The sequence below is a fragment of the Rhizobium halophilum genome, from assembly GCF_021648825.1.
Classification (GTDB): domain Bacteria; phylum Pseudomonadota; class Alphaproteobacteria; order Rhizobiales; family Rhizobiaceae; genus Neorhizobium; species Neorhizobium halophilum.
In genome coordinates, this window is record NZ_JAKJHS010000003.1 from 331838 (window position 1) to 357955 (window position 26118).

The 26118-nt window shown below is 61.8% G+C and carries 24 protein-coding genes; 18 read left to right on the forward strand and 6 right to left on the reverse strand.

Going from position 1 to position 26118, the window contains the following annotated elements; translation table 11 throughout:
* Positions 1-7 precede the first annotated feature (7 nt).
* The 4 genes from LXM96_RS09195 to dnaQ are packed head-to-tail and all read left to right on the forward strand — an operon-like array spanning position 8 to position 2783.
* Positions 8-604 (forward strand): Maf-like protein, encoded by a 597-nt coding sequence (locus tag LXM96_RS09195; RefSeq protein WP_239998154.1) that lies wholly within the window; start codon positions 8-10, stop codon positions 602-604.
* Positions 597-1457, forward strand: coding sequence for a shikimate dehydrogenase (locus tag LXM96_RS09200; protein ID WP_239998155.1), 861 nt, complete (start codon positions 597-599; stop codon positions 1455-1457). The genes LXM96_RS09195 and LXM96_RS09200 overlap by 8 nt, the downstream gene beginning before the upstream one ends.
* On the forward strand, positions 1454-2062 hold the full coding sequence (gene coaE, locus LXM96_RS09205) for a dephospho-CoA kinase (RefSeq protein ID WP_239998156.1): 609 nt from the start codon (positions 1454-1456) through the stop codon (positions 2060-2062). The genes LXM96_RS09200 and coaE overlap by 4 nt, the downstream gene beginning before the upstream one ends.
* Positions 2055-2783, forward strand: a complete 729-nt coding sequence (dnaQ, locus tag LXM96_RS09210; RefSeq protein ID WP_239998157.1) for a DNA polymerase III subunit epsilon — start codon at positions 2055-2057, stop codon at positions 2781-2783. The genes coaE and dnaQ overlap by 8 nt, the downstream gene beginning before the upstream one ends.
* A gap of 20 nt (positions 2784-2803) precedes the next feature.
* Here the strand turns inward: dnaQ and secB are convergent, their stop codons facing one another.
* Entirely contained in the window at positions 2804-3283 is a 480-nt protein-coding gene (secB, locus tag LXM96_RS09215; protein ID WP_239998158.1) for a protein-export chaperone SecB, read from the reverse strand.
* 83 nt (positions 3284-3366) lie between these two features.
* Entirely contained in the window at positions 3367-3876 is a 510-nt protein-coding gene (locus tag LXM96_RS09220) for an FxsA family protein (RefSeq protein ID WP_239998159.1), read from the reverse strand.
* A 108-nt stretch (positions 3877-3984) separates the two neighbouring features.
* Here LXM96_RS09220 and LXM96_RS09225 point away from each other — a divergent pair, with 108 nt between their 5' ends.
* From LXM96_RS09225 to gyrB, 5 genes are all read left to right on the forward strand, one after another.
* Positions 3985-4680: a Tim44/TimA family putative adaptor protein gene (locus tag LXM96_RS09225; protein ID WP_239998160.1), complete on the forward strand. Its 696-nt coding sequence runs from the start codon at positions 3985-3987 to the stop codon at positions 4678-4680.
* On the forward strand, positions 4677-5798 hold the full coding sequence (gene mltA, locus LXM96_RS09230; protein ID WP_239998161.1) for a murein transglycosylase A: 1122 nt from the start codon (positions 4677-4679) through the stop codon (positions 5796-5798). The genes LXM96_RS09225 and mltA overlap by 4 nt, the downstream gene beginning before the upstream one ends.
* A complete protein-coding gene (locus LXM96_RS09235; protein ID WP_239998162.1) occupies positions 5795-6361 on the forward strand; it encodes a Smr/MutS family protein in 567 nt (188 codons plus the stop codon). Before mltA ends, LXM96_RS09235 begins: the two co-directional genes overlap by 4 nt.
* A complete protein-coding gene (locus LXM96_RS09240; RefSeq protein ID WP_239998163.1) occupies positions 6358-6723 on the forward strand; it encodes a helix-turn-helix domain-containing protein in 366 nt (121 codons plus the stop codon). The genes LXM96_RS09235 and LXM96_RS09240 overlap by 4 nt, the downstream gene beginning before the upstream one ends.
* A gap of 145 nt (positions 6724-6868) precedes the next feature.
* The gene (gene gyrB / locus LXM96_RS09245) at positions 6869-9304 is read left to right on the forward strand and encodes a DNA topoisomerase (ATP-hydrolyzing) subunit B (protein ID WP_239998164.1); all 2436 of its coding nucleotides are present in this window, start codon (positions 6869-6871) and stop codon (positions 9302-9304) included.
* A 47-nt stretch (positions 9305-9351) separates the two neighbouring features.
* On the opposite strand, the gene LXM96_RS09250 is transcribed toward gyrB, so the two are convergent.
* Positions 9352-9951, reverse strand: a complete 600-nt coding sequence (locus LXM96_RS09250) for a nitroreductase family protein (protein WP_239998165.1) — start codon at positions 9949-9951, stop codon at positions 9352-9354.
* Positions 9952-10092: 141 nt separating this feature from the next.
* Here LXM96_RS09250 and LXM96_RS09255 point away from each other — a divergent pair, with 141 nt between their 5' ends.
* From LXM96_RS09255 to LXM96_RS09295, 9 genes are all read left to right on the forward strand, one after another.
* Entirely contained in the window at positions 10093-10935 is an 843-nt protein-coding gene (locus LXM96_RS09255) for a fumarylacetoacetate hydrolase family protein (RefSeq protein WP_239998166.1), read from the forward strand.
* A gap of 201 nt (positions 10936-11136) precedes the next feature.
* Positions 11137-12423, forward strand: a complete 1287-nt coding sequence (locus tag LXM96_RS09260) for a polyhydroxyalkanoate depolymerase (RefSeq protein WP_239998167.1) — start codon at positions 11137-11139, stop codon at positions 12421-12423.
* Positions 12424-12560: 137 nt separating this feature from the next.
* Complete coding sequence (locus LXM96_RS09265) at positions 12561-12983, forward strand: DUF2852 domain-containing protein (RefSeq protein ID WP_239998168.1); 423 nt, start codon at positions 12561-12563, stop codon at positions 12981-12983.
* Positions 12984-13070: 87 nt separating this feature from the next.
* On the forward strand, positions 13071-13835 hold the full coding sequence (locus tag LXM96_RS09270) for a M48 family metallopeptidase (RefSeq protein WP_239998169.1): 765 nt from the start codon (positions 13071-13073) through the stop codon (positions 13833-13835).
* Between the two features lie 58 nt (positions 13836-13893).
* Entirely contained in the window at positions 13894-14550 is a 657-nt protein-coding gene (locus LXM96_RS09275) for a phosphoribosylanthranilate isomerase (RefSeq protein WP_239998170.1), read from the forward strand.
* 10 nt (positions 14551-14560) lie between these two features.
* A complete protein-coding gene (gene trpB / locus LXM96_RS09280; protein ID WP_239998171.1) occupies positions 14561-15781 on the forward strand; it encodes a tryptophan synthase subunit beta in 1221 nt (406 codons plus the stop codon).
* Position 15782: 1 nt separating this feature from the next.
* Complete coding sequence (trpA, locus tag LXM96_RS09285) at positions 15783-16622, forward strand: tryptophan synthase subunit alpha (RefSeq protein WP_239998172.1); 840 nt, start codon at positions 15783-15785, stop codon at positions 16620-16622.
* 39 nt (positions 16623-16661) lie between these two features.
* On the forward strand, positions 16662-17570 hold the full coding sequence (gene accD / locus LXM96_RS09290; RefSeq protein ID WP_239998173.1) for an acetyl-CoA carboxylase, carboxyltransferase subunit beta: 909 nt from the start codon (positions 16662-16664) through the stop codon (positions 17568-17570).
* Between the two features lie 26 nt (positions 17571-17596).
* Positions 17597-18949, forward strand: a complete 1353-nt coding sequence (locus LXM96_RS09295; protein ID WP_239998174.1) for a bifunctional folylpolyglutamate synthase/dihydrofolate synthase — start codon at positions 17597-17599, stop codon at positions 18947-18949.
* 55 nt (positions 18950-19004) lie between these two features.
* Here the strand turns inward: LXM96_RS09295 and trxA are convergent, their stop codons facing one another.
* The 3 genes from trxA to addB form a co-directional block, all read right to left on the reverse strand.
* Positions 19005-19325: a thioredoxin gene (gene trxA, locus LXM96_RS09300; protein WP_239998175.1), complete on the reverse strand. Its 321-nt coding sequence runs from the start codon at positions 19323-19325 to the stop codon at positions 19005-19007.
* Positions 19326-19397: 72 nt separating this feature from the next.
* Complete coding sequence (gene addA / locus LXM96_RS09305) at positions 19398-22940, reverse strand: double-strand break repair helicase AddA (RefSeq protein WP_239998176.1); 3543 nt, start codon at positions 22938-22940, stop codon at positions 19398-19400.
* Positions 22933-26118 carry a double-strand break repair protein AddB gene (gene addB, locus LXM96_RS09310; RefSeq protein ID WP_239998234.1) on the reverse strand — a complete coding sequence of 1062 codons (3186 nt, stop codon included), beginning with the start codon at positions 26116-26118 and terminating at the stop codon, positions 22933-22935. The genes addA and addB overlap by 8 nt, the downstream gene beginning before the upstream one ends.

A 26118-nucleotide genomic window follows, 5' to 3' on the forward strand; every position in this document is an offset into this window, starting at 1 on the left:
ATTGGTCTTGAAGCCTTTGCTCGTGCTAGCATCGTCCAGTCCTTTCCGCCGCATGCTGATGGATAATGCCGGACTAACCTTCGAAACGCGGGCGGCGTCCATTGACGAGCGTGCGATTGAAGCGGCGCTGGCAGATGATGCGACCCCTGATAATGTTGCCATGGAACTGGCGCGAGCGAAGGCGCTGGATGTCAGTCGCGATCTGCAGGGAGCGCTGGTGCTGGGGTCTGATCAAACGATGTCTCTCGGAGAGCGCGTTTATCACAAGCCCAAGGATCTGGATGAGGCTAAACGGCACCTCCTTTCCTTGTCCGAAAATACGCACCGCCTGAACAGCGCGATTGCTCTTGCTCAAGACGATCGGATTATCTGGGAGCATGTCTCACACGCGGAGCTGACGGTGAGACCGCTCTCCGAGAGTTTCGTTGAGCGATATATCCAGCGCTGTGGCGACAAGCTGTTAGGGAGTGTGGGCGCCTATCAACTGGAAGGCGAGGGGATCCAGCTCTTTTCGGAAATCCGCGGCGACTACTTCACGATACTGGGCCTTCCGCTTTTGCCGCTCCTTGGAAAGCTTAGGGAGCTCGGGGCGATTGATGGCTGATTCACGTGAAACAAATATGGTAAAAGCCTTCGTAACAGGTTGGCCCGTCAAGCACTCACGCTCGCCCTTGATCCATGGACACTGGCTGAAGCAGTTTGGTATCGCCGGTGAGTACCGGCGCGAGCCGGTGACCGTTGACGGATTCCCTGCCTTCGTAGCCAGCCTAAAATCAGGTTCGTCCTCCTATGTAGGCGGCAATGTCACCATTCCGCACAAGGAATTGGCCTTCCACCTCGCGGATGAACCGGATGCGATCGCGAGCGATCTCGGCGCTGCCAACACGTTGTGGCTGCAGAAGGGTCGCCTGCATGCGACCAACACCGACGTTTATGGGTTCGCCGCCAATCTGGATGAGCAGCATGCAGGCTGGGACACAGCAGACCGCGCGGTTGTTCTTGGAGCGGGCGGCGCCAGCCGCGCTGTTATCCGCGCCCTGCGCGACCGCGGCATTCATGAAATCAACGTCGTCAACCGGACACCGGCCCGCGCCCAGGAGCTCGCCGATCGTTTCGGGCGGGCCGTTCATGCTCATCCGATAGAAGCTCTTGCGGAAGTCGTGTCGGGAGCGGGTCTCTTCGTTAATACGACATCTCTGGGTATGGACGGAGGCGAGGTGCCGGAAATCGATTTCTCACGGATGAACTCCGCGGCGCTGGTGACCGACATCGTGTATGTCCCACTGAAGACGCCGATTCTTGCGCAGGCGGAGAACCAGGGATTGGCGATTGTGGATGGCCTCGGAATGCTCCTGCACCAGGCGGTTCCGGGATTTGAAAAATGGTTTGGCAGACGCCCGCTTGTGGATGAGGAACTGAGGAACCTCGTCATTGCCGACATGGATGCGGAGCAATGATCGTTGTCGGGCTCACCGGCTCGATCGGCATGGGCAAGTCGACCACTGCCAAGATGTTCGCGGAAGCGGGTATTGCGGTCAACGATGCAGATGCTGTCGTGCACGACCTTTATCAGTCAGATGCCGTAGCTCCGATCGGCAGCGCCTTTCCCGGCAGCGTGATCCAAGGGAAAGTGGACCGACAGGAACTTGCGCGACAGCTGGCCGTCGATCCCGGTCGCTTCGAGGAGCTGGAAGCCATCGTTCATCCTTTAGTGCGGTCCCGGGATCTCGCGTTTCTGAACGCGCGGCAAGCGGCCGGTGACGAAATCGTTCTTCTCGATATCCCATTGCTTTTTGAAGCGGGCGGCGAGTCCCGTGTTGATGTGATTGTCGTCGCGACTTGCGATCCACAGATACAGCGCGCTCGGGTGCTTGCGCGTCCCGGCATGACCGTGGAAAAGTTCGAGTTGATTCTGTCCCGCCAGATCCCTGATCATGTGAAACGCAAGAAAGCCGATTTTTTAATCGATACGGGGCAGGGGCTTGAGGCGGCACGGAACCGCGTCCACCAGATCATCGCTGCGCTGCGCGCCGGCAAGAGAAGTGAGAGAACGGATGCGTGAAATCATCTTTGATACGGAAACCACCGGTCTTGAGTCGAAGCTGGACCGTGTGATTGAAATCGGCGGGATCGAGCTGATCAACAACTTTCCGACCGGACGCAGCCTTCATCTCTACATCTGCCCAGGGGACCGAAAGGTGCATCCGGATGCACTCTCGGTCCATGGCATCACCGACGAGTTCTTAAGAGACAAGCCATCCTTTGCCGACGTGGCGGAGCAGATCGTCGAGTTCTTTGATGGCGCGAAATGGATCGCCCACAATGCAAGCTTCGATATTGGTTTCATCAATGCCGAGTTCGAGCGGGTCGGTTTGCCACCGGTGCCGGCAGAGCATGTGGTGGACACGCTTGCCCTGGCGCGCCGCAAGCATCCGATGGGACCAAATTCCCTTGATGCCCTTTGCCGCCGTTACGGCATAGACAACGCGCACCGCACCAAGCATGGCGCCTTACTGGACTCGGAGCTGCTTGCGGAAGTTTATATTGAGATGACGGGGGGCCGGCAGGCCGCGCTTGGCCTCGTCGAAATCGAAACCTCCACAACAGTCATCGAGCTTGATGAGCATGTGGTTGGCTTGTCGCGCCGACCGCGTTCCCTGCCTAGCCGACTGAGTGAAATCGAGCGGCAGGCGCACGCAGCGTTGGTGGCGCGATTGGGGGAAAAAGCGGTCTGGAACCGTTATCAACAAAAAAGCCCGGACGTTCGCATCCGGGCTTCCTAATCTCGATCGCTGGTGGCCTATCAGCTATTCAGCGTCTGAACCTGCGCCTTCGCCTTTTCCTGCGCCATGCGCTGCGTGAACATCTGAGCAAAATCGATTGGATCGATCATCAGCGGCGGGAAGCCACCATTGCGAGTTACGTCGGCAACGATCTGGCGGGCGAACGGGAAAAGTAGCCGAGGGCATTCGATAAACAGAACCGGCAGCATATGCTCCTGAGGGAAACCCGTGATGCGGAAGACGCCGCCATAGACGAGTTCCGCGGCGAATACGATCTTTTCGCCTTCCTTGGCTTCAACATTAAGCGAGAGCACGACGTCAAAATCCGTCTCGGAAAGCGGATTAGCATTCACGTTAACATTGATGTTGATGGCGGGAGCCTTGTCGCGGGCCTGCAGCGAACGGGGTGCGCCCGGGTTTTCGAAGGAAAGATCCTTCGTGTACTGCGCAAGGATGTTGAGCGATGGGCTCGTTGCACCTTGTGTGTTCTCGTCGGCCATGCGGTGTCCTCGAAAGAGAGTTTGTTAGGTCGGCGTCTAACATTTCACCTTTGACCTTACAACCCTCGGCGCCAGCATGACGTCTAGTCGTCCTTCAGGCGCTGATCGTTCCACGGCGAGGAAGGATTGGGTTCCCGCTGAAAGTCCTCGTTCTCGAGCTCGACCACCGGCCCTTTACGAGCGTTTGGATCAAATCCGGCCTCGTAGGCATAGCTGCGGCTATAGGTCGTAGAGTTGACGACGATGCGACGGCCGACCGCGGACCAGAGCAGGCGGCGAACGGCAGGAACAAAGAGGGTAAGGCCGACAGTGTCCGTAATGAAGCCTGGAATGAGAAGCAGGAACGCGGCGACGACGATCATCGCACCATGGACAATCGTATCGCCTGGTACACGACCTTCCCGTCCCTCGGATGAAAGCTCTCGTAGCATCTGGAACCCCTGCGCCCTCAGGAGAAGAATTCCGACCAGGCTGGTCAAGATGACGAGGCCAAGCGTGCTCCAGATGCCGATCGCCCTGCCGACGAGGACAAAGCCGGCGATCTCGGCCAATGGCATGAGAAGGATAAGAATGAAGATCCAGCGGGCGCGCATGATGGGTACCTGTGGCGGAAGGTCTCTCGCCTTCGCTATTTGAATGATGTCACGTTGCGGACTATATGAGAATGTACATCAACAAATTAAACGGCATTGCGGGCAAAGATGGGATCCAACGACTTCATTACTCTGTTCTTTCTCGTCGCGGCGGTCCTGATCTTCCTGCAATTGCGCAGTGTCTTGGGCCGTCGGACTGGAAACGAGAAGCAGCCCTTCGACCCCTATAGCGCTCGTGAAGCCGCCAAGGCTCCTGTCTCGGATGATGGGAAGGTGGTGACCCTGCCGCGCCGGGAGATGACGGATGAGGAGAGGTTTTCCGAAATCGACGGTGTGGCAAAGCCTGGCAGCCAGCTTAATGACGCTTTGCGCCAATTGCTCAAGCTTGACCCGACCTTTAAGCCAAAGGAATTCCTGAACGGGGCCCGGATGGCCTACGAGATGATCGTCATGGCCTTTGCTGATGGCGATCGAAAGACCCTGAAGAACCTTCTTTCCAAGGAAGTTTATGAAGGTTTCGATGCTGCCATCTCAGAGCGCGAAGCGCGGGGCGAGGTCGTGAAGTCGACCTTCGTGGGTATCGACAAGGCGGACATCACCCACGCCAACGTGAACGGCACCGAAGAACAGGTGACCGTGCGGATTGTCAGCCAGTTGATCTCTGCCACCTTCGACAAGGAAGGCAGCTTGGTGGAGGGTGACCAGGAGAATGTAGCCGATGTCACCGACATCTGGACCTTTGCTCGCGATGCACGGTCACGGGATCCGAACTGGAAGCTTATAGCTACAGAATCTGAGCAATGACGGGGGATCGGTCGGGATTCTCGCTCAGCCAGGTGGATTTCCAGCATCTACCAGGTTGGGCAAGTGATGATCCCTCCGATCTCGTTGCGGGCATGCGCACCTGCCTGCGACACGTCCGCACCGCCAAACCTTACCGTTCTGGAGCCTTGGGCTTAGCCACTGACGATATCCTCGCGGTTTACGAGTCGGTCGAGAGCCGGAACTTTGTCGACGCCCAGGAAGCCAGGCAGTTCTTCGAGGCGCATTTTCTGCCGTTTCAGATCTGCAAGAATGATGGAAGTCGGGGTTTCGTCACAGGCTTCTATGAGCCAGAGGTCGACGTCGACGCTCGCAAGTCAGAGGCGTTTCCTTACCCATTCTATCGCCGTCCAAAAGATCTCGTCGATCTTGACGAGGCGAACAGGCCGTCCACGATGGAGCCGTCTTACGCATTTGGCCGCCTCCGCGACGGCGAGATCGGGCCCTATCCGGACAGAAGGGAAATTGATCACGGCTACCTTGAGGGGCGCGGACTTGAGATCGCCTGGGCACGATCAAAAGTTGATGTCTTCTTCGCGCATGTCCAGGGTGCCGCGCGTCTGCGTTATCCGGATGGGTCTCTGAAGCGCATCACCTATGCCGCCAAGGCTGGCCATCCGTTTTCCGCCGTTGGCAAGTTGCTCATCGATCGTGGAGAGATCGATCCCGCGACCGTATCGATGCAATCGATTCGCACTTGGCTAGCGGAGAATCCGGCTAAGGTTGACGAGGTGCTGTGGCACAACCGGTCCTACATCTTCTTTCGCGAGGCGGAGGTGGCGGAGATGGAGCTTGGACCAATAGCCGCAGCCAAGGTCCCGCTGCTGGCGGGACGCTCCCTGGCCGTGGATCGGCTGATCCACACCTTCGGCTTCCCTTTCTTTGTTCATGCGCCGACTTTGACGCATCTGGACGACGGGCGTCCGTTTGCACGCACTCTTCTTGCGCTCGACACCGGCAGCGCCATCGTCGGTCCGGCGCGGGGCGACATCTTCACCGGCTCCGGAGCGCGCGCCGGAGATCAGGCGGGCACCATCCGGCATGATGCAGATTTCTACATTCTGATCCCCAAAGCCGTTTCTGCGAGGTTCGGCAGATGACGGGCGGGCGTAAACTGAGCTCGGAGGAGCGCATCCTCTGGGGAAAGGTTGCAAAGTCCACCCGGGCACTCCCGGGGCGGGCGGAGGAAGCGCGTGAGCTGGAAGAGGAGATTGCCGCGATGATGGCGGCGGAAGATGCCGCACTGCAGACGCCGGCATCGTCCGAGAGAAAAGGCGCATTGGAAGCGCCGGCGCAGGAGAAGCCTCGACGTCCGGCGGGCAGCCACCAGCCTTTGGAGAAGCCCGTCCACCGCAAGCTTGCGAAAGGCCGGCTGGCAATCGAGGCGCGGCTGGACCTGCACGGCCTGTTTCAGGCGGAGGCGCACGATCTTCTTCTCGATTTTCTCTTTCGTGCCCACGACCGAGGCCTCCGACACGTTCTGGTCATTACCGGGAAGGGCAGCTCGATGGGCAGTGAAGGGGCGCTTCGCCGCGCCGTGCCGCTCTGGTTCTCCAAGCCCGAGTTCCGCTTCCTGATCTCTTCCTATGAGTGGGCGGCCCGCCATCACGGCGGCGAGGGCGCTCTCTATGTTCGGCTCAGCCGGCCCCGGAGGCACGGATGACGCCGTTCGGTCAGGCGCTTCGCGAGCTGCGCGATCGCAAAGGCGTGACGCAGCGTGATCTCGCCCATGCAATCGGTGTCTCACCCGCCTATCTTTCTGCCCTCGAGCATGGCAAGCGGGGAAAGCCAAGCTTCGACCTGCTGCAGCGGATTGCAGGCTATTTCAACATCATCTGGGACGAGGCGGATGAGCTTTTCATGACCGCAGAGGCCTCGCATCCACGTGTGGTCCTCGACACGTCGGGCTTGCCCGCAGCCTATACCGCGCTGGCCAACCGGATGGCGCGCCAGATTCGCTCTTTGTCGCCCGATATGGTACAAACAATAGATGAACTGCTCGATAAAGCGCGTCATCAAGCCTGAGTGGCGGAAAACCCCCTGTTTTCGGGCACCGCAACGAGGCTAGAGCTTTAGAAACAGCCCCAAACTTCCTATATCTGTAAGCGGACACGCGGGTGATTCGCATGATTTGCTTTTACCCGCCGACGGACAACTGGAAAGATTATTGATGACCGACACACCCGTGAGCGAAAACGGCGCGAGTGCAGAATACGGCGCAGACTCCATCAAGGTCCTGAAGGGACTAGATGCAGTGCGCAAGCGGCCGGGAATGTATATCGGCGACACCGATGATGGTTCCGGTCTCCATCACATGGTCTATGAGGTTGTCGACAACGCCATCGACGAGGCGCTGGCCGGTCATGCCGACATCGTCACGGTGACGCTCAATCCGGATGGCTCCGTCACCGTCACCGACAACGGCCGTGGCATCCCGACGGATATCCATACCGGAGAGGGCGTCTCGGCGGCGGAAGTCATCATGACGCAGCTGCATGCGGGCGGTAAGTTCGACCAGAATTCCTACAAGGTCTCCGGGGGCCTGCATGGCGTCGGCGTCTCCGTCGTCAACGCGCTGTCTGTCTGGCTGAAGCTGCGCATCCGCCGCAACGGCAAGGTCCACGAGATTTCCTTCACCCATGGCGCTGCCGATGCGCCGCTCAAGGTCGTTGGAGATTATGAAGGCCGCTCCGGGACGGAGGTCACCTTCCTCGCCAGCCCCGAAACCTTCACCATGACCGAGTTCGACTACAACACGCTCGAGCACCGTCTGCGCGAACTGGCCTTCCTTAATTCTGGCGTCAGAATCCGGCTAACGGACAAGCGTAAGCCGGACGTGCGCGAAGAAGAGATGATCTATGACGGCGGCCTCGAAGCTTTCGTCCGTTATCTCGATCGTTCCAAGAAGCCGCTGGTGGATAAGCCGGTGGCGATCCGCGGCGAGAAGGACGGTATTACAGTCGAAGTCGCTCTCTGGTGGAATGACAGCTATCACGAGAATGTCCTCTGCTTCACCAACAACATCCCCCAGCGCGATGGGGGCACCCATATGGCCGGCTTCCGCGGTGCACTGACGCGTCAGGTCACCTCCTATGCCGACAGCTCCGGCATCACCAAGAAGGAGAAGGTGACGCTGACGGGTGAGGATTGCCGTGAAGGTTTGACGGCGGTGCTTTCCGTCAAGGTACCAGACCCCAAGTTCTCGTCGCAGACGAAGGACAAGCTGGTCTCCTCGGAAGTTAGGCCCGTCGTGGAAAGTCTCGTCAACGAGGCGCTCAGCACCTGGTTTGAGGAGCATCCGACGGAAGCGAAGGTGCTTGTCGGCAAGGTGGTCGAAGCGGCCGTCGCCCGCGAGGCCGCTCGCCGTGCGCGCGAACTCACCCGCCGCAAGGGTGCCCTCGACATTGCCTCGCTGCCAGGCAAGCTTGCAGACTGCTCCGAACGCGATCCTACGAAGTCCGAACTTTTCCTGGTTGAGGGCGATTCCGCCGGCGGATCAGCAAAACAAGGCCGCTCGCGCGAATCTCAGGCGATCCTCCCGCTGCGCGGCAAAATCCTCAACGTCGAACGCGCCCGCTTCGACAAGATGCTGTCCAGCCAGGAGATCGGCACGCTGATCACCGCGCTCGGCACCTCAATCGGTAAGGACGAGTTCAACGCCGAAAAGCTGCGCTACCACAAGATCATCATCATGACGGACGCCGATGTTGACGGCGCCCACATCCGGACACTGCTGCTTACCTTCTTCTTCCGTCAGATGCCGGAACTGATCGAACGCGGCCACATCTATATCGCCCAGCCTCCGCTCTATAAGGTTACGCGCGGCAAGTCCGTTCAGTACCTGAAGGACCAGAAGGCGTTTGAGGAGTATCTGATCACCAGCGGCCTTGAGGAAACGAGCCTCACGCTCGGCTCCGGCGAAGTCCGCACCGGGCAGGATCTGCGCGAAGTGATCCACGACGCCACCCGCGTACGCAACCTGCTCGACGGTCTGCACTCCCGCTACAATCGCACGGTCGTAGAGCAGGCCGCGATCGCCGGCGCGCTCAATCCGGACCTGACCGACAATCCAGAGCGGGCGCAGCAGACGGCCACTGAGGTTGCGCGACGTCTTGACGTCATTGCCGAGGAGACCGAGCGGGGTTGGAGCGGCCACGTCACCGAAGAAGGCGGCCTGCGCTTCGAGCGCATGGTGCGCGGCGTCAAGGAAGTCGCAGTACTCGATGTGGCGCTGATCGGGTCGGCCGATGCACGCCACATCGATCAGATGACGGCGCGTCTTAACGAAATTTACGGAACTCCGCCGGTCCTGCGGCGCAAGGAAGAAGATCGAGAGATCGCGGGTCCCCTTGCTCTGCTGGATGCCATCTTCGCCGCCGGTCGCAAGGGCATCTCAATGCAGCGCTATAAAGGTCTTGGCGAGATGAACGCTGAGCAGTTGTGGGAAACCACGCTCGATCCGAACGTCCGCTCTCTGCTGCAGGTCAAGGTCAATGATGCGACCGATGCCGACGGTCTCTTCTCGCGCCTGATGGGCGACGAGGTCGAACCACGTCGCGAATTCATTCAGGACAATGCCTTGAGCGTCGCCAACCTCGACATCTGACCGACGGTTTCACGCGAATCTCCGCTAACGATGATTCACGTGAAACGTTATTCTTCGCCGGAGAACCAGCCCTCGAATGCCACGCCGCCGAGCGGCTTGCGCTGGCTCTGGACCTCGCGCGCCCGAAGATCTTCCGGGAGCGTCTCTTTCGGTGCCATCCTGCCGATTGCGCACGCCGCCTCCACACGAAACCCCTCCGGTATCTGCAGCACCTCCACAGCCTTCTCCCGATCCATCCCCTCCATCCCGTGCGCATGATAGCCAAGCTTCATCGCTTGGGCTGCGATGGAGAACCAGGCGGAGCCGGTATCGAAGGAATGGGTGTAGGCCGGCCTCTTCTCTCCCTCCTTGGAAAGCCTGTAGGTCCGCGAAACGAAGATGATCAAGGCCGCAGCGTTGCTCGCCCACCTCTGGTTTCCCGGAGAGAGGATATCGAGCAGAACCGGCCAGCTTTCGGTGCCGCGCAAGGCATAGATGAATCGCCACGGCTGGTTGTTGCCGGAGGAGGGGGCCCAGTGTCCCGCGTCCAGGATGGTCAGCAGCGTCTCCTTATGCATCGCTTCGCCGGTGAAAGCGCGCGGCGACCATCTGTCGAGAAAAAAGGCATCGATCGGATGCTCGGAATGACGGTTGTTGCTGTCGGTCATTAGGTTCCTGCTCCACGAATTGAAGGTCCGGCGTAAGATAGGATGCACGGGCGAACGTCGCCATGCCCGCTGTACCGAAGGGGATGACAAGGCACCTGCTATCCGGCATAAGGCGGTTGTCAGACAAGTGGAGGCATAGTCGTGAAACTCATGCGTGTTGGCCAGCCGGGCCAGGAAAAGCCGGCAATTCTCGATGCGGACGGTAAGGTGAGGGACCTTTCCCAGCATGTCGCGGACATCGGCGGTGCGGCCATCTCGCCGGAAGGCCTAGCTAAGATCGCGGCTCTTGATCCGAAGAGCCTGCCTGAAATTTCCGTGGACCGTATCGGCGCCTGCGTCGCAGGCACGGGCAAGTTCATCTGCATCGGCCTCAACTTCTCCGACCACGCCGCCGAAACCGGCGCGACCGTGCCGCCAGAGCCCGTGATCTTCATGAAAGCGACGTCCGCCATCTGCGGGCCCAACGACGATGTCATCATCCCGCGCGGTTCCGAGAAGACCGACTGGGAGGTCGAACTCGGCGTGGTGATTGGCAAGACCGCCAAGTACGTCTCCGAAGCCGAAGCGATGGATTACGTCGCTGGCTACTGCGTGTCCCACGACGTCTCCGAGCGCGGCTTCCAGACGGAACGCGCCGGTCAGTGGACCAAGGGCAAATCCTGCGACACCTTTGGTCCGATCGGCCCCTGGCTCGTGACCAAGGATGAAGTCGCGGACCCGCAGAACCTCGGCATGTGGCTGAAGGTCAACGGAGAAACCATGCAGGACGGTTCGTCCAAGACCATGGTCTATGGCGTTGCCTTCGTCGTCTCCTATCTCAGCCAGTTCATGTCGCTGCAGCCGGGCGACGTCATCTCCACCGGCACCCCGCCGGGCGTCGGCATGGGCATGAAGCCGCCGCGTTATCTCAAGGCGGGCGACGTGGTCGAACTCGGCATCGAGGGCCTGGGAGAGCAGCGCCAGACCTTCGTGGCAGACCGTTAACCAGCCGACGAGGACGGAACCTTAATCCGTCTCATGCGATTCTGGATGCCAGGCCTGCGCCTGGCATCTCTCTTTCTGGATCGGTCCCGCTTGATGTTGCACTGCATTCCAAACATGGTAGCCTCTCCCCTTGCTCCTGAACCCTCACAATCCGGCTCCTTGACCGGAGTTGCGTCGGGTCTGAAGAAAGGCGGCACCTCCATGATCTATCAGCTTTACGAGATGAACCACGCAGCGATTGCTCCCTTTCGAGCTGCGTCGGACGCGATGAAGCTCGTTCATACCAACCCACTCAACCCGTGGTCCTATACGCCAATGGCTCGTACCATAGCTGCGAGTCTCGAACTTTTCGAAAGGATGACACGTCGGTACGCAAAGCCTGAGTTCGGGCTTTCCACCACGACCGTCGACGGTCAGGTCGTGAAGGTAACCGAAGATGTCGTCTGGTCGAAGCCCTTCTGCGACCTGATCCACTTCCGCCGGCAACTCCCGGCGGGGCGGGTGCCAGACCAAAAGTTGCTTCTGGTCGCGCCAATGTCCGGCCACTATGCGACGTTGCTGCGTGGAACGGTCGAGACACTCCTGCCGAACGCGGAGATCTACATCACCGACTGGATCGATGCCCGCATGGTCCCCGTGACCGAAGGACGCTTCGACCTTGATGACTATATCGATTACCTGATCGAGATGATCCACCACATCGGCCCGAATACCCATGTGGTGGGTGTGTGTCAGCCTTCAGTGCCGGTGCTCGCTGCCGTCGCACTAATGGAAGCTTCCGAAGATCCGCTGACGCCTGCCTCCATGGTGCTGATGGGCGGACCGATCGACACGCGCGAAAATCCGACGGCGGTCAACAACCTGGCGCAGGAAAAGCCACTGGACTGGTTTCGCGACAACGTTATCATGAATGTGCCATGGCCGCATCCTGGCGTGATGCGTCCCGTTTATCCTGGCTTCCTACAGCTCTCCGGCTTCATGTCGATGAACCTCGACCGCCACATCACGGCGCACAAGGAGTTCTTCGAGCACCTCGTCAAGAATGACGGCGACTCGGCCGAGCGCCACCGCGACTTCTATGATGAATACCTCGCGGTGATGGATCTGACGGAGGAATTCTATCTCCAGACCGTGGACACCGTCTTCATCAAGCACGCGCTGCCGAAGGGTGAGATGATGCATCGTGGCATCCCTGTCGACACCAAGAAGATCCGCAAGACCGCGCTTCTCACTGTCGAAGGCGAAAATGACGATATTTCCGGTCTCGGCCAGACCCGTGCCGCCCACACGATCTCGCCCAGCATCCCCGATGACAAGCGCATGCACTACATGCAGCCCGATGTCGGCCATTACGGCGTCTTCAACGGTTCTCGCTTCCGCAAGGAGATTGCTCCCCGGATACTGGCCTTCGCCACCAAGCATGGCGGTTCGGCAGGCGAGGGCAGGGGGCCGGTCAAGCGGGTGATCAAGGGCGGCAAGGGCACCTGAAGATTAGATTTCCCTAAACCTATTCAGGTGCTTCCCCGAAATCGCCGACGCGCTTCTTGAACCGAAACTTCAGTCATCCCAAATCGATTTATGACGGGCTGGCATCTGGCTGCCCGGAATAACGAAGGGTGTCACCGATGAACCAGTCTGCAATGATTCGTCCGGATTGGACTCCGGCCACCATCGCCCTGATGGTGCTCGGTTTCGTGGTCTTCTGGCCGCTCGGCCTTGCCATGCTTGCCTATATCCTTTTTGGAGAAAGGCTGCAGGGCTTCAAGCGCGATGCAAACCGCAAGGCTGACGGTATGTTTGCCGGATGCCGCAGGGCGAAGTCGCGTTACAGCACGCATTTCTCGACCGGCAACGTCGCTTTTGACGACTGGCGCAAGGCGGAACTTGACCGGATCGAGGAAGAGCGCCGCAAGCTCGATGAAATGCGCGAAGAGTTCGACAGCTACGTGCGCGAACTGCGCCGTGCCAAGGACCAGGAAGAGTTTGATCGCTTCATGCGCGAACGCAAGAATGGGTCCGCAGGTCAGGGCGGCGTCGTCGACCTCTGAGGATTCACGTGAAACATCTTAGACCGGCGCTTGTGGGCGCCGGTTTTCCTGTCTCTGCTTTCCGGCGAATCGGCTAGAGAAGACCCGATGTTCGCGCTTCTGAAGAAACCGGTCCGTTCGCGCCGCAAGCCGCAGGCTCCGGAAAAGCGTACGCTTGAGGTCGGCAACCGCTCATTGCCGTTGACGATCCGCGAGCACCCGCGCTCTACCCGCATCACACTCCGCATCGAGCCGGGCGCCAAGGGGCTCAGCCTCACGGTTCCGCTCGGCCTCAGAAAATCGGAGGTCGATGACTTCCTGGATCGCCACCAGGGCTGGCTGCTGACGAAACTTGCGCGCTTCCCGCAGGGGGCGACTTCCCTTGGCCCCGGATCTTCGATCATGTTTCGCGGTGTCCCACACGTGGTGGAACACACCGGCAGCCTGCGTGGCGTCACCGAAGTGCTGATGAAGGAGGGCAGGGCGGTTTTGTGCGTAAGCGGATTACCTGAACATGCCGGACGCCGCATAGCCGCCTTCCTCAAGAAAGAGGCCCGCCAAAATCTCGAGGTAGCAGTTCGGCTTCATGCCAAGGGTGTGCGCAAACCTGTGAAGTCAATAACCATGAAGGATACCCGCAGTCGCTGGGGTTCCTGTTCCTGGGAGGGAAACCTGAGTTTCTCCTGGCGTATTGTGATGGCGCCGCCCTTCGTCCTCGATTATCTCGCCGCCCATGAGGTGGCGCATCTCGATCAGATGAACCACGGCCCAGAGTTTTGGTCCCTCTGCCGCCGGCTCTGTCCGCGCACCGATGAGGCCAAGGCCTGGCTGAAGCGTCACGGTTCGCAACTGCACGCCGTCGACTTCGACTGAACGCCTAAAGGGCGCTTTTATCTCGACTCCGCCATGATTTCGTGCGAACTCGCAGAGCATGAGACCGGACATCAAGATTTGCGGATTGAAGACCCCGGAAGCAGTGGAGCGAGCGCTCGCCCGCGGTGCCACCCACATCGGCTTCATCTTCTTCCCCAAGAGCCCGCGCAATGTGCCCCCGGAAGTGGCGGCAGACTTGGCACATCCGGTGCGAGGCAAGCTGAAGATCGTCGCGGTTACGGTCGATGCGGACGACGAGGAACTGGACGACATCGTCCATCTGCTGAAACCGGACATCATCCAGATGCACGGCCATGAGACGCCCGAGCACATCCTCCAGGTCAAGGCGCTCTACGGCCTGCCGGTCATGAAGGCCTTCTCGGTTCGTGAGGCTGCAGACCTTGATCGTGTCGACCCCTATATCGGTGTCGCTGATCGCTTCCTGTTCGACGCAAAGGCGCCGGCCGGTTCGGAACTGCCCGGCGGCAACGGGGTTTCCTTCGATTGGCAGATCATGGCCGCGCTTGACGCCGATATTGACTACATGCTTTCCGGAGGCCTGAACAAAGACAATGTCGGTCTCGCGCTCGCCTCCACCCGCGCTCGTGGTGTAGACGTGTCATCGGGAGTGGAAAGCGCGCCGGGGATCAAGGATCCCGCCATGATCGACGCCTTCTTTGACGCCATTGCAGAGGCCGGCACCGTCTGCGCCTGAGGAGTGAAGAGTGAACCAGACGCCGAAACCGAATTCCTTCCGCTCCGGACCCGATGAGGATGGCCGCTTTGGCATCTTCGGGGGCCGGTTCGTCGCCGAAACCCTGATGCCGCTGATCCTCGATCTCCAGGCGGAATGGGAAAAGGCGAAGACGGATCCAGAATTTCAGGCGGAGCTCCAGCATCTCAACACCCATTACACCGGCCGCCCCAGCCCGCTTTATTTCGCCGAGCGCCTGACGGCCGAACTCGGTGGCGCCAAGATCTACTTCAAGCGCGACGAGCTCAACCACACCGGCTCGCACAAGATCAACAACTGCCTTGGCCAGATCCTACTTGCCAAGCGCATGGGCAAGTCGCGCATCATCGCCGAAACCGGTGCTGGCCAGCATGGCGTGGCGTCGGCCACCGTCGCCGCCCGCTTCGGCCTTCCCTGCGTCGTCTATATGGGCGCGACCGACGTCGAGCGTCAGGCACCCAATGTCTTCCGCATGAAGCTTCTCGGCGCCGAGGTCCGCCCGGTCATCTCCGGTCACGGCACCCTGAAGGATGCCATGAACGAGGCGTTGCGTGACTGGGTCACCAATGTCGACGACACCTATTACCTGATCGGCACGGCTGCCGGCCCGCATCCTTATCCGGAGCTGGTCCGCGAGTTCCAATCGGTGATCGGCAAGGAAACCCGCGAGCAGATGATGGCGGCCGAGGGTCGCCTGCCGGACATGCTGGTCGCCGCCGTCGGCGGTGGATCTAACGCCATCGGCCTCTTCCACCCCTTCCTCGATGACGAGTCGGTTCGGATCGTCGGCGTCGAAGCGGGCGGCAAGGGCCTCGATGGCGAAGAACACTGTGCCTCGCTGACCGCCGGCTCGCCGGGCGTTCTGCATGGCAACCGCACCTATCTGCTGCAGGACGGGGACGGTCAGATCAAGGAAGGCCATTCGATCTCAGCGGGTCTCGATTACCCAGGCATCGGCCCGGAGCATTCGTGGCTGAAGGATATCGGTCGCGTCGAATACGTGCCGATCATGGACGATGAGGCGCTCGCCGCCTTCCAGATGCTGACCCGCACGGAAGGCATCATCCCGGCGCTCGAGCCGAGCCACGCCCTCGCCGAAGTCATCAAGCGCGCGCCGAAGATGGACAAGGACCAGATCATCGTGATGAACCTCTGTGGCCGCGGCGACAAGGATATCTTCACCGTCGGCAAGATTCTCGGAATGGGCCTCTGACATGACCGCACGCATGGACAACAAATTCGCGGCGCTGAAGGCGGAAGGCCGCCCGGCCCTGGTGACCTACTTCATGGGCGGTGACCCGGACTACGACACGTCGCTGGCGATCATGAAGGCGCTGCCGGAAGCGGGCGCCGATGTCATCGAACTCGGCGCGCCTTTTTCCGACCCCATGGCTGACGGCCCGGCAATCCAGCTCGCCGGTCAGCGGGCGCTGAAGAACGGCCATTCGTTGAAGAAGACGCTCGACATGGCGCGCGACTTCCGCAAGTCGGACGATACGACGCCCATCGTCATCATGGGCTACTACAACCCGATCTACATCTACGGTGTAGATCGCTTCCTTGATGATGCGCTGGAAGCGGGCATCGACGGGCTGATCGTCGTTGACCTGCCGGCTGAGATGGACGACGAGCTCTGCATCCCGGCGCGCCGGAAGGACATCAATTTCATCCGGCTAACGACGCCGACGACGGACGAGAAGCGTCTGCCCAAGGTGCTGACGAACACCTCGGGCTTCGTCTACTACGTATCGATGACCGGCATCACCGGTTCGGCGCTTCCGGACCCCTCGAAGATTGCCGGTGCGGTCGAGCGCATCAAGAAGTCAACCGACCTGCCTGTCTGCGTCGGCTTCGGCGTCAAGACTGCCGAGCACGCACGTCTGATCGGTGCCTCTGCCGATGGCGTCGTCGTAGGCACGGCCATTGTCAACCAAGTCGCCACATCGCTGGACAAGGAAGGCCGCGCAACCGCCGATACAGTCCAGTCGGTTGCCACCTTCGTGCGGGGCCTTGCAACCGGCGTGCGCTCCGCCCGCCTTGTTGCCGCCGAATAGTTACCCCACATTGGGCGAAGTTTATCAGGAGTACGCCACGTGAACTGGATCACCAACTACGTTCGGCCGCGGATCAATTCCATGCTCGGCCGCCGTGAGGTCCCGGAGAACCTCTGGATCAAGTGCCCCGAAACGGGCGAGATGGTCTTCCACAAGGACCTGGAAGAAAACAAGTGGGTCATTCCCACCTCCGGCTATCACATGAAGATGCCGGCCAAGGCCCGCCTTGCGGACCTCTTCGATGGCGGCGTCTTCGAGTCGCTACCGCAGCCCAAGGTTGCCCAGGATCCGTTGAAGTTCCGCGATTCCAAGAAGTACATCGATCGCCTGAAGGACAGCCGCCTGAAGACCGATCAGGAGGACACCATCCTCGCCGGTCTCGGCAAGGTTCGCGGCGTCAAGCTCGTCGCGGTCGTCCACGAGTTCAACTTCATCGGCGGCTCGCTCGGCATGGCGGCCGGAGAGGCCATTGTTAAGGCCTGCGAGCGGGCCCTTGCGGAAAAGTGCCCGCTGGTGATCTTCCCGGCCTCGGGCGGCGCTCGCATGCAGGAAGGCATCCTGTCGCTGATGCAGCTGCCGCGCACCACGGTCGCGGTTGACATGCTGAAGGAGGCCGGCCTTCCTTACATCGTCGTGCTGACCAACCCGACGACCGGCGGCGTCACGGCCTCTTACGCCATGCTGGGTGACGTGCATATTGCCGAACCCGGCGCCGAAATCGGCTTTGCGGGAAAGCGTGTTATCGAACAGACGCTGCGCGAAAAGCTTCCCCAGGGCTTCCAGACCGCCGAATATCTTCTCGAACACGGCATGGTCGACATGGTGGTCAAGCGCCACGACCTGGCCGACACGCTGGCGACGCTTCTGAACATCCTGATGAAGGCGCCGGCCGCCAACGACGACTCGGCCGAAGTTCTGGCGCTCGCCCCTGCGGCAGCAACGGCCTGAGCCTTCAGAGACGCTGGACCGGCGGGATGAGCGCAACCAACATGCCCGCCGTCAGCGCGGCCGAACAAGAGATCGAAATGCTGATGGCCCTTCATCCGAAGGGCTTTGATCTGTCGCTGGACCGGATTCGGCGGCTATTGGAAGTGCTGGGTAATCCGCACCAGAAGCTGCCGCCGGTCATTCACATCGCCGGAACCAACGGCAAGGGCTCGGCGACCGCCTTCTGCCGCGCCCTGCTGGAAGCAGCGGACCTTGCCGTCCATGTCCACACCTCGCCGCATTTGGTCAACTGGCACGAGCGCTACCGCATCGGGGTCAAAGGCGGGCGGTCGAAGATCGTGGAAGATGAACTCTTCGCCGACGCACTCCGCCGCGTGGCTGCTGCCAATGCAGGACAGACAATCACGGTCTTTGAGATCCTGACAGCCGTCACCTTCGTCCTCTTCTCCGAGCAGCCGGCCGATGCGGTCGTGCTGGAGGTGGGGCTCGGCGGACGCTTCGACGCCACCAATGTCATCGACACGCCTGCCGTCTCCGTCATCATGCCGATCTCGCTCGACCACCAGCCTTATCTCGGCGACCGGGTCGAACTCATAGCAGCGGAGAAGGCGGGCATCATGAAGCGAGGCCTGCCGGTTGTCATCGGGCGGCAGGAGTATGAAGCAGCGCTCGAAGTCCTGGCGGAGACGGCGGAACGTCTCTCCTGTCCCTCGTCCGTCTACGGCCAGGACTATTCCGGCCACGAGGAATTCGGTCGGCTGATCTATCAGGACGAGTTCGGTCTTGCGGACCTGCCTCTGCCGCGGCTTCCGGGGCGGCACCAGATCGCCAATGCTTCGGCTGCAATCCGGGCTGTGAAAGCGGCAGGCTTCACTCTCACGGATGCCATGATCGAGAGGGCCATGGCGACGGTGGAATGGCCTGGCCGTCTGCAGCGGCTCTCTGAAGGGCTTCTGTTTCAAGCTGCACCGGCAGGCGCCGAGATCTGGGTCGACGGTGGCCACAATCCGGGTGCTGGCGAAGTGATCGCCGAAGCCATGGCTGCCTTCGAGGAGCGCCATGCCCGCCCGCTCTATCTGATCACCGGCATGATCAACACGAAGGACCCTGTCGGCTACTTCCGGGCCTTCACCGATATTGCTGAGCACGTCTTCACCGTCCCGATCCGCGGCAGCGATGTCGGCCTCGATCCTGTCGCGCTGGCGCACTCGGCCTTCGACGCCGGGCTCATCGCCGAGCCCGCAGGTTCGGTGGAGGAGGCGCTAGCCGAGATCGGGAGCCGTCAGATGCCCGATGCAGTACCGCCAAGGATCCTGATCGGCGGCTCCCTTTATCTTGTCGGCAATGTTCTGGCGGACAACGGCACCCCGCCGACATGAAAAAAGCCCGGCACTTAAGGCCGGGCTTTTCTCGATCGTTTGTGCGAAGCGGAGATCAGGCGGCGCTGGAGATCCAGGCGGAAAGTGCTGTCTTCGGGGCCGCGCCGACCTTGATGTCGGCCACTTCGCCGCCCTTGAACATGGCGAGCGTCGGGATCGAGCGCACGCCGAATTGAGCCGCGAGTTCCGGGTTCTCGTCGATGTTGAGCTTGACCACCTTCACCTTGCCGTCGAGCTCGTTGGAGATTTCTTCAAGGCTCGGGCCGATCATCTTGCACGGGCCGCACCATTCGGCCCAGAAATCAACGACGACGGGCTGGGAAGATTCCAGGACTTCAGCTTTGAAGTTGCTGTTGTCGACTTTCACGGTAGCCATCGGGGCTCTCCTTGCATGAATTCCGTTGTGCACAATGTGAGGCTGCGCCAACCTCATTTCAATACCGCTATCTCACTTTGACCGGAGCTCCGCAAGCGAGCGGTCGAGGCTCTCACCCGAGAGAGCAATGACATGACCGGTTTCCGTATAGGCAAGCAGGCAACGGAAGGCGTGACGCGGATAGAGCGGGCGCAGGATTTCGCGATAAAGCGCCAGCTGCGCCCGATAGGCAAGCGGGACCTCACCTTCAGTGGCCGGAACGGTACGATTGGTCTTGTAATCGACGATGGTCACCTCTGTCTCATCCACTGCCATGCGGTCGATGCGGCCCGAAATCGCAAAGTCCTGTTCGCCGAGGGCAAGTGTCCCCATGATGGAAACTTCGGCACTGCTATGTCCGGAAAACACCGGCTGGAGTTCCGGTTGGCCGAGTATCGCCATGACACAAGCCACCAGCGAATCTCGCTCCGCCGGCGGCCAGAAACGCGCCGCCCGTTCCGCATAACGCTTTGCCGCCACGGCCCGCTCCTGCGCCGGAAAGTCGGGCAGGACCTGCAGCATGCGGTGGACGAGGCGGCCCTTCTGAAGTGCAAGATTGCTCGTCGCGGCATCGCCAAACAAAGAAGAGCCGGTCACCAGATCGTCTGCATCGTCATCAATGACCGTGCCTGCGCCGGAGGGGCTCAAGGGACGCGGGAGCGAGACCTGCGGCGGCAGTTGCCGGGACAGCGCCGAGGGGAGGGGAGGTGCCTGATCCCGCCGTTCTTCGACTGCTTCTTGCGGTTTTGCCGTCTTGACTGCCGCCGGAAGCCGCCAGCGAAAGCCGCCCCATTCGCCGTCGGGGCCGGTAAATCGGGCGGCGCTGCAGTGGTCGGGGTGGCTGCAGAGCGCGCTGGCGATCATGCTGTTCCAGGTGTCAGGGTTTTCTCTCACACCGCGGTAGCCGCAGACGATCAGCCGGTCGGCAGCGCGGGTCATGCCGACATAGAGGAGCCGGCGATACTCCTCTTCGGTCGCATCCTTCAGCCGCGCATCGTCGAGCGCCGTCAGCGAATTGGAGAGCGTCTTGGATGGCACCCAGGCGGGGATCTCCACCTCGTCTTGCGGCAATAGACGCAGCTTCGGCACGTGCGAGGAAATAAAAGCCTTTGAGCCGCTGTCGACGAGGAAGACAATTGGTGCTTCAAGACCCTTTGAGGCGTGGACCGTCATGATCCGTACCTCGTTGCGGCCGCTGTCCTGCTCGCGCTTGATCTCCGGAGATTCGATTTCGAGCGTCGAAACGAAGGACTGAAGTCCAGGCAGCCCCTTGCCCTCGTGGTCCAATGCAAAGGTCAGGAACTCGTCGAGGATGTCGCTCGCCTCGGTCCCCAACCGCCCGAGAAACTTGCGCCGTCCGCCACGCTGACCGAGGACGCGGGCATAAAGATCGTGGGGGCTCATCTGCCGCGACATGGACAGGAGCTGCCGCAGCCGGTCGGCAACCGGCGCAAACCGCAGGGGCTGCTCCTCCGCCAGCACATTGAGCTGCTGCCAGACGCTCCTGCCCTCCGGTCGCAGCGCCGCCACTTCGAAGACGTCCTCTTCAGAGAGGTTGAAGAGCGGGCTCTTGAGCAGGGCTGAAAGCGAGAGATCGTCCTGCGGCAGCACCAGGAACCGCCCCAGCGCCAGAAGATCCTGCACGGCGATATGGCTCGTGAGCCTCAGCCGGTCGGCACCGGCTACGGGAATGTTGCCGCCCCGTTTCAATGCCCGCGTCAGTGCATTGACGAAGGCGTCCCGCTTACGCACCAGGACCAGCACGTCGCCGGCCTGGATGGCGCGCTCGAAGCCTTTCTCGATGATCGTCTGCCGACCGATCATGTCCTCGATCGCATGCGCGATGCGACCTGCGAGAATGGCCGAGGGCGCCTTGTCCGGCGTCGCATCGAACGGCGCGGTCCAGTCCTCCCCAGTGTCCGCCACCTCCGGCACCACGACATCCCAGAGATCGACGGTACCGGGATGGCCGATCCGGTTAGAGCGGTGGATGATCGGTTCATCGCCGGAGGTAAGGCCACGCGCGTTGTCCTGCAGCGAAAACACCTGGTCGACCGCTGCCAGCACATCGGCCGTGGAGCGGAAGGAGAGCGGCAAGCGCACGGAATTGAAGCGCTGGTCGCTGGCGCGAACATCCCGCTCCGTCCGGATACGCTCCTGAGCGAAGCGTTCGGGCTTCGCGCCCTGGAAGGAGTAGATGGACTGTTTCTCGTCGCCTACGGCAAACAGCGTCCGGCGGATGTCGCGGGCGCTGCGGCCGGAGTAGAAATCTTCCGCCAGCGACTTGATCACCGTCCACTGCACCGGGCTCGTGTCCTGCGCCTCGTCGACGAGGATGTGGTCGATGCCCTGGTCGAGCTTGTAATGCACCCAGGCGCCGACGCCGTCGCGGGTCAGAAGGTCTGCCGTCTTGGCGATCAGGTCCTCGAAGTCGAGCAGGCTGCGCTGCTTCTTGAGGTCCTCGTAGTCGTCGTTGAGCCGCTCGGCGAGCGTCAGCGCCGCCCTCGTCGCATTCAGCATGCGCATCACTCGAAGCTGGTCGCGGCATTCGAGGACATGGGCGCGAGCGCGGTCGACCGCCTCCGCCAGCGCGGGTCCCGCATCGAGCATCTTTTTCGCCACCAGCGAACTGTCAGCCTTCGGCTTGCCGTCCTTGGTCAAAAAGATCCCGTCCAGCGTCTGGGCGAGGACGAAGGGGTCGCTCTCCTTCTGGCAGAGGCGCAGAGCATAGGCGACATCCAAGACCTTGGAGCCGCCCTTCTCGTCCGCCAGCTGCAGGTAAGAGGCGAGAGTCCCACCGGAAAGGCCCGGCAACGGCCAGTAGCTTGCCGCGATGGTGGCTTCCGTCGCATCGTCCGGCAGCCCCCAAGCTTGTCGCAAGACCTGATCCACGCCGCCGCGTGTGCCGGCATAGGCAAGAAATTGACGAATAGCGGTGCGGCGGGCGATGATGTCGCTCAGCAGGTTTTCCAGCCCGAACTCGTCGCCGAGATCCAGCACATGGGCGAAGGCATCCGCCAGCGCCGGATCGTCTTCCGCCGACGTAGCAGTCAGCAGCGAACGCCGCGCTTCGGCAAGCAAAGCGGAGGCGGCGCGATCGTCGAGCACGGAGAAATGCCCGGCGACGTTCGCCTCCAGCGGAAACTGATGCAGCAGCGCTTCGCAAAAGGCGTGGATCGTCTGGATCTTCAGCCCCCCGGGCGTTTCCAGCGCCTTGGCGAAAAGCCGCCGCGCTTCGGCAAGCTTCAGCGAATCCGGCTCAGCACCTTCGATGGCGGTAATCTTCCGCACCAGATCCTCGTCGCCCAGCACCGCCCATTCGGCCAGGCGCTGGAAGACGCGGTTCGACATTTCCGAGGCCGCCGCCTTGGTATAGGTGAGGCAGAGGATGGAGGAGGGACGGCAGCCGGACAGCAGCAGCCGGATCACCCGCTGGGTCAGCACATGGGTTTTGCCCGAGCCGGCATTGGCAGAAACCCAGGCGGAGCTTGCTGGATCCGACGCCAGCGACTGCTGCATCGTCGTCCAGTCGAGCCAGTGGTTCGGGTCGTCGCCCTGCGGCAGCATCTCATTCATCGGCGTCGCCCTCCTCGGCATCCGCCGTCGCCCATTCGGCGACACGGGCAAGGTGGTCGTAGTCGCCGCCATAATCGCCCTGCATGAAGGGCACAAGGCGCGAGGCAAAGCCGGTCTCGCCGCTGCGCAGAACAGCGACAAACTTCGTCAGCTGCCCAATAGCCTCTTCGGCGAGATCAAGCGCCGACTTGCCGTTCTTGGCCGCTTCGTTGTTGACGCACTCTGCCTTGAAACGATCACCCGGCTTCAGCCGGACGTAAAGAAGCTCGTCCACGTCCTGGGCGCCGATGGATTTGAAGGCGCCGGCACGCAGGGCCGCAGCCTCCAGAGCAAGCTGCGGGTCAAGGAGCGAGCGGGCTTGCGAGGGCGTCGGGCTCGATCCGGTCTTGTAATCGATGATCGTGGAAAGCCCGGAGCCCTTGATGTCGATCCTGTCGGCGATCCCCGTCAGCCGGATGCCTGCCTCGGGAACCTCCCAGCCGGCGCCGGCTTCGGTGACGGTTGTCTTGATGTCGGCTGCGCGATTGGCCTCCCAGCGCAGGAAGGCGCGGCCGACCTCAACGAAGCGCGGGCGCCAGACCTGGTCGATGTGCGGCGGCAGGCGCTCGGCGTCGAAGAGTTCGTCGATGATCCGGTGCATTGCCTCCTGCGATGCCGGCGTCCCCGGCAGATGGCCTTCCCGGGTATAGCGGTCGATGATGGCATGGTAGAGCGTGCCGCGCTCGGCCGCACCTGGATCGGTATTGAACGGCGCAATCGGGTCGAGCTTCAGGATACGGCGGGCATAGATCGAATAGGGGTCTCGTCGCAGCCGCCCGACCTCGCTGAAGGAATATTTCGTTGGCTGCAGATCCGCCGGCGGCTTGGGGGCAGGGCGCCTGGCGGGTGCCTGGTTTTCGCCGGCATCGATTGCGCTTGCCCAGTGGCGATACTGCTCGCCGCGGGACTTCAGCTGCTGCGCCAGATCCTCTCCACCAAGCGCCAGCAGGCGCTGCAGCCAGCGAGAGGCTACCGTCGGCGTCGATCCCTGCCGCAGCGAGCGCGACAGGATGAGCCGCCGCGTGCCGCTCGCCATGACAAAGTCATGCGCCAGCTGTCCGATGCGCCGCTCCGGCGGTTCAAGACCCATATCCGTCTTCATCGTGCGTGACAGGAACGGATTGTTGACCGTCTGTCCCGGCCAGGATCCCTCGTTCAGGCCTCCGAGGATCATCGTGTCGACGTTCTGCAGCCGTGCTTCGAGGGTCCCGAAGATGAAGACCCGCGGATGACTGAGCGAGCGCGGCTTGACCGCTTCGCCCGTGGCAAGCGCCTGGACGATGTCGATCCATTGCGGCCCGTCCGCCTCCATCTGCCCATCGGTCTCGATCACCTCGCCGAGGAGCGAGGACAGGCGCTCGCCCGCTTCCCCGGACCAGAGGGAGGAGAGGTCGCCGCGTTCGTCGGCGCAGATCGCTTCAAGCGCGCGCCCCGTGCGGGTGGCCCAGTCGGACAAAGGGAGCCTCGCAGTCAGGCCCCGCCCGTCAGCCCGGCGGGCAAGGAAGGCACCGGCAAGCGGTTCGACGGCACGCGCGAGGCGTTGGATGAGATCCAGCGCGTGATCGTATGCCTCCTCCGGCAGCGAAAGCCGCCATCGCGGCGGGTGCCGGTCCGTGCGCTGCGCCTCCCTTTGCTCTTCCAGCAGAGGCTCCAGCGCGGAGATTTCCATATCCCCGCGACCGCCACGCAAGGCGAGAAGCTCAAGGGCTTCCGCAGCGCCGCGCAGAGCCTCGCGATCCATGCCGAGCCGCATCAGCGGGTGCTTAAGCAGCGACGTGACCGCCACCGGATCGCCGGGTCGCAGCGTCGCTTCCAAGAGAAGCTGGATCAGCGTGCCCTGCGGTGTCGCCGAAAGCGGTGTTCCGGCTGTGTCGTCCGCAGTGATGTCGAAGCGGGCGAGCTCCGCCGTCACACGGCGTGCGAGAGCTCGGTCCGGCGTGATCAGGGCCGCCTGAGAGTCCCTTCCGTCTTGTCCGGGTGTCTCCAGCGCCAGACGGAGGGCGATGGCGATCGCCACCGCCTCCTCGCGCTCGTTCGCGGCCTCAATCAAGGCAACGTCCGCAAACGCGGCTCCGACAGCCTCCTTGTCCGAATTGTCCCGCCAGATGCTCCACTGATCGGTCGCCGCGGAGGGTGCGAGCGCCTGCGACAGCGTCCGGTTCCGCAAGAGGAGGTCAGCGGTGGGCGGATCCAGAACCTCGACTTCCTCGCGAGCGATCTCGAGCTTCCGCAACAAGCGTGACAGGCCGAACTGCGGATGGCTGCGGCTCGACGGCTCAATGCGGCCGTCCGGCGCCTCGTGGCTGATCATCGCCCACTGGTCGTCCGGCATGTCGCGGTCTAGGCCTGGCAGGACCACCGCGCCTTCCGGAAGATCGGAAATGGCCGCGATGAGGTCGGCAGCGGCGGGGACCGAGCCGGTGGAGCCGGCGACGATCACGGGCCCCTTGTGCGGGCGCTCCAGGATCCGCCGTGCTTCGCCGCGCAAGAGCGCCGCCTGATGCCGCGCAGGTGATGACCGGCGAAGCTCTTCAAGGCGTACCGGCCAGAAGGCGCTGGCGATGGACAGAAATTCTGCTGTCAGCTGCCACCAGAGCGCATGCTCGGCTGTCTGCAGCTTCTTCAGATCCGCCCAGTCACGCTCCTCCGTCTCGACTGAATCGATGAGTTCGGCAAGCGAGCGGGCAAGCCAGATCGCATCGGCCGGGCTAGCAGGGGCGATCAGCGGCGAGTCGGAGTGGATGTCGACCACGACCTGCGGCAGGCGGTTGCGCCAGGCAAGGATCAACTGGCCGAGCTCCAGCAGCCGCGCCACGCCGCCGATCGGCATGGTGAGATCCATCTCCTCCGGCGTCGTCAGGTCGAAATAGCCGCTGTCGTCATCGGCTTCACCCAGCGGCCGGATCACCGGCAGGATGGCCGAGCGCCCGCCGAGCAGGTAGACGAACTCGGACCGGAGCACGCGGGCAGAGCGTCGCGTCGGCACATAGATCGTGACGTTGGCGAGCGAGAGCGGGTCGTCCGGATGGTGCCGGAAGCCGTCGTTCAGGCGCCCGTCACAGAGTGCTGCGGCGACCGTTCCGAGAAATGGCGTCCCCGGCGGGATGGTGAAGATCCGCTTCTGCCGGCGGGCGTCCAT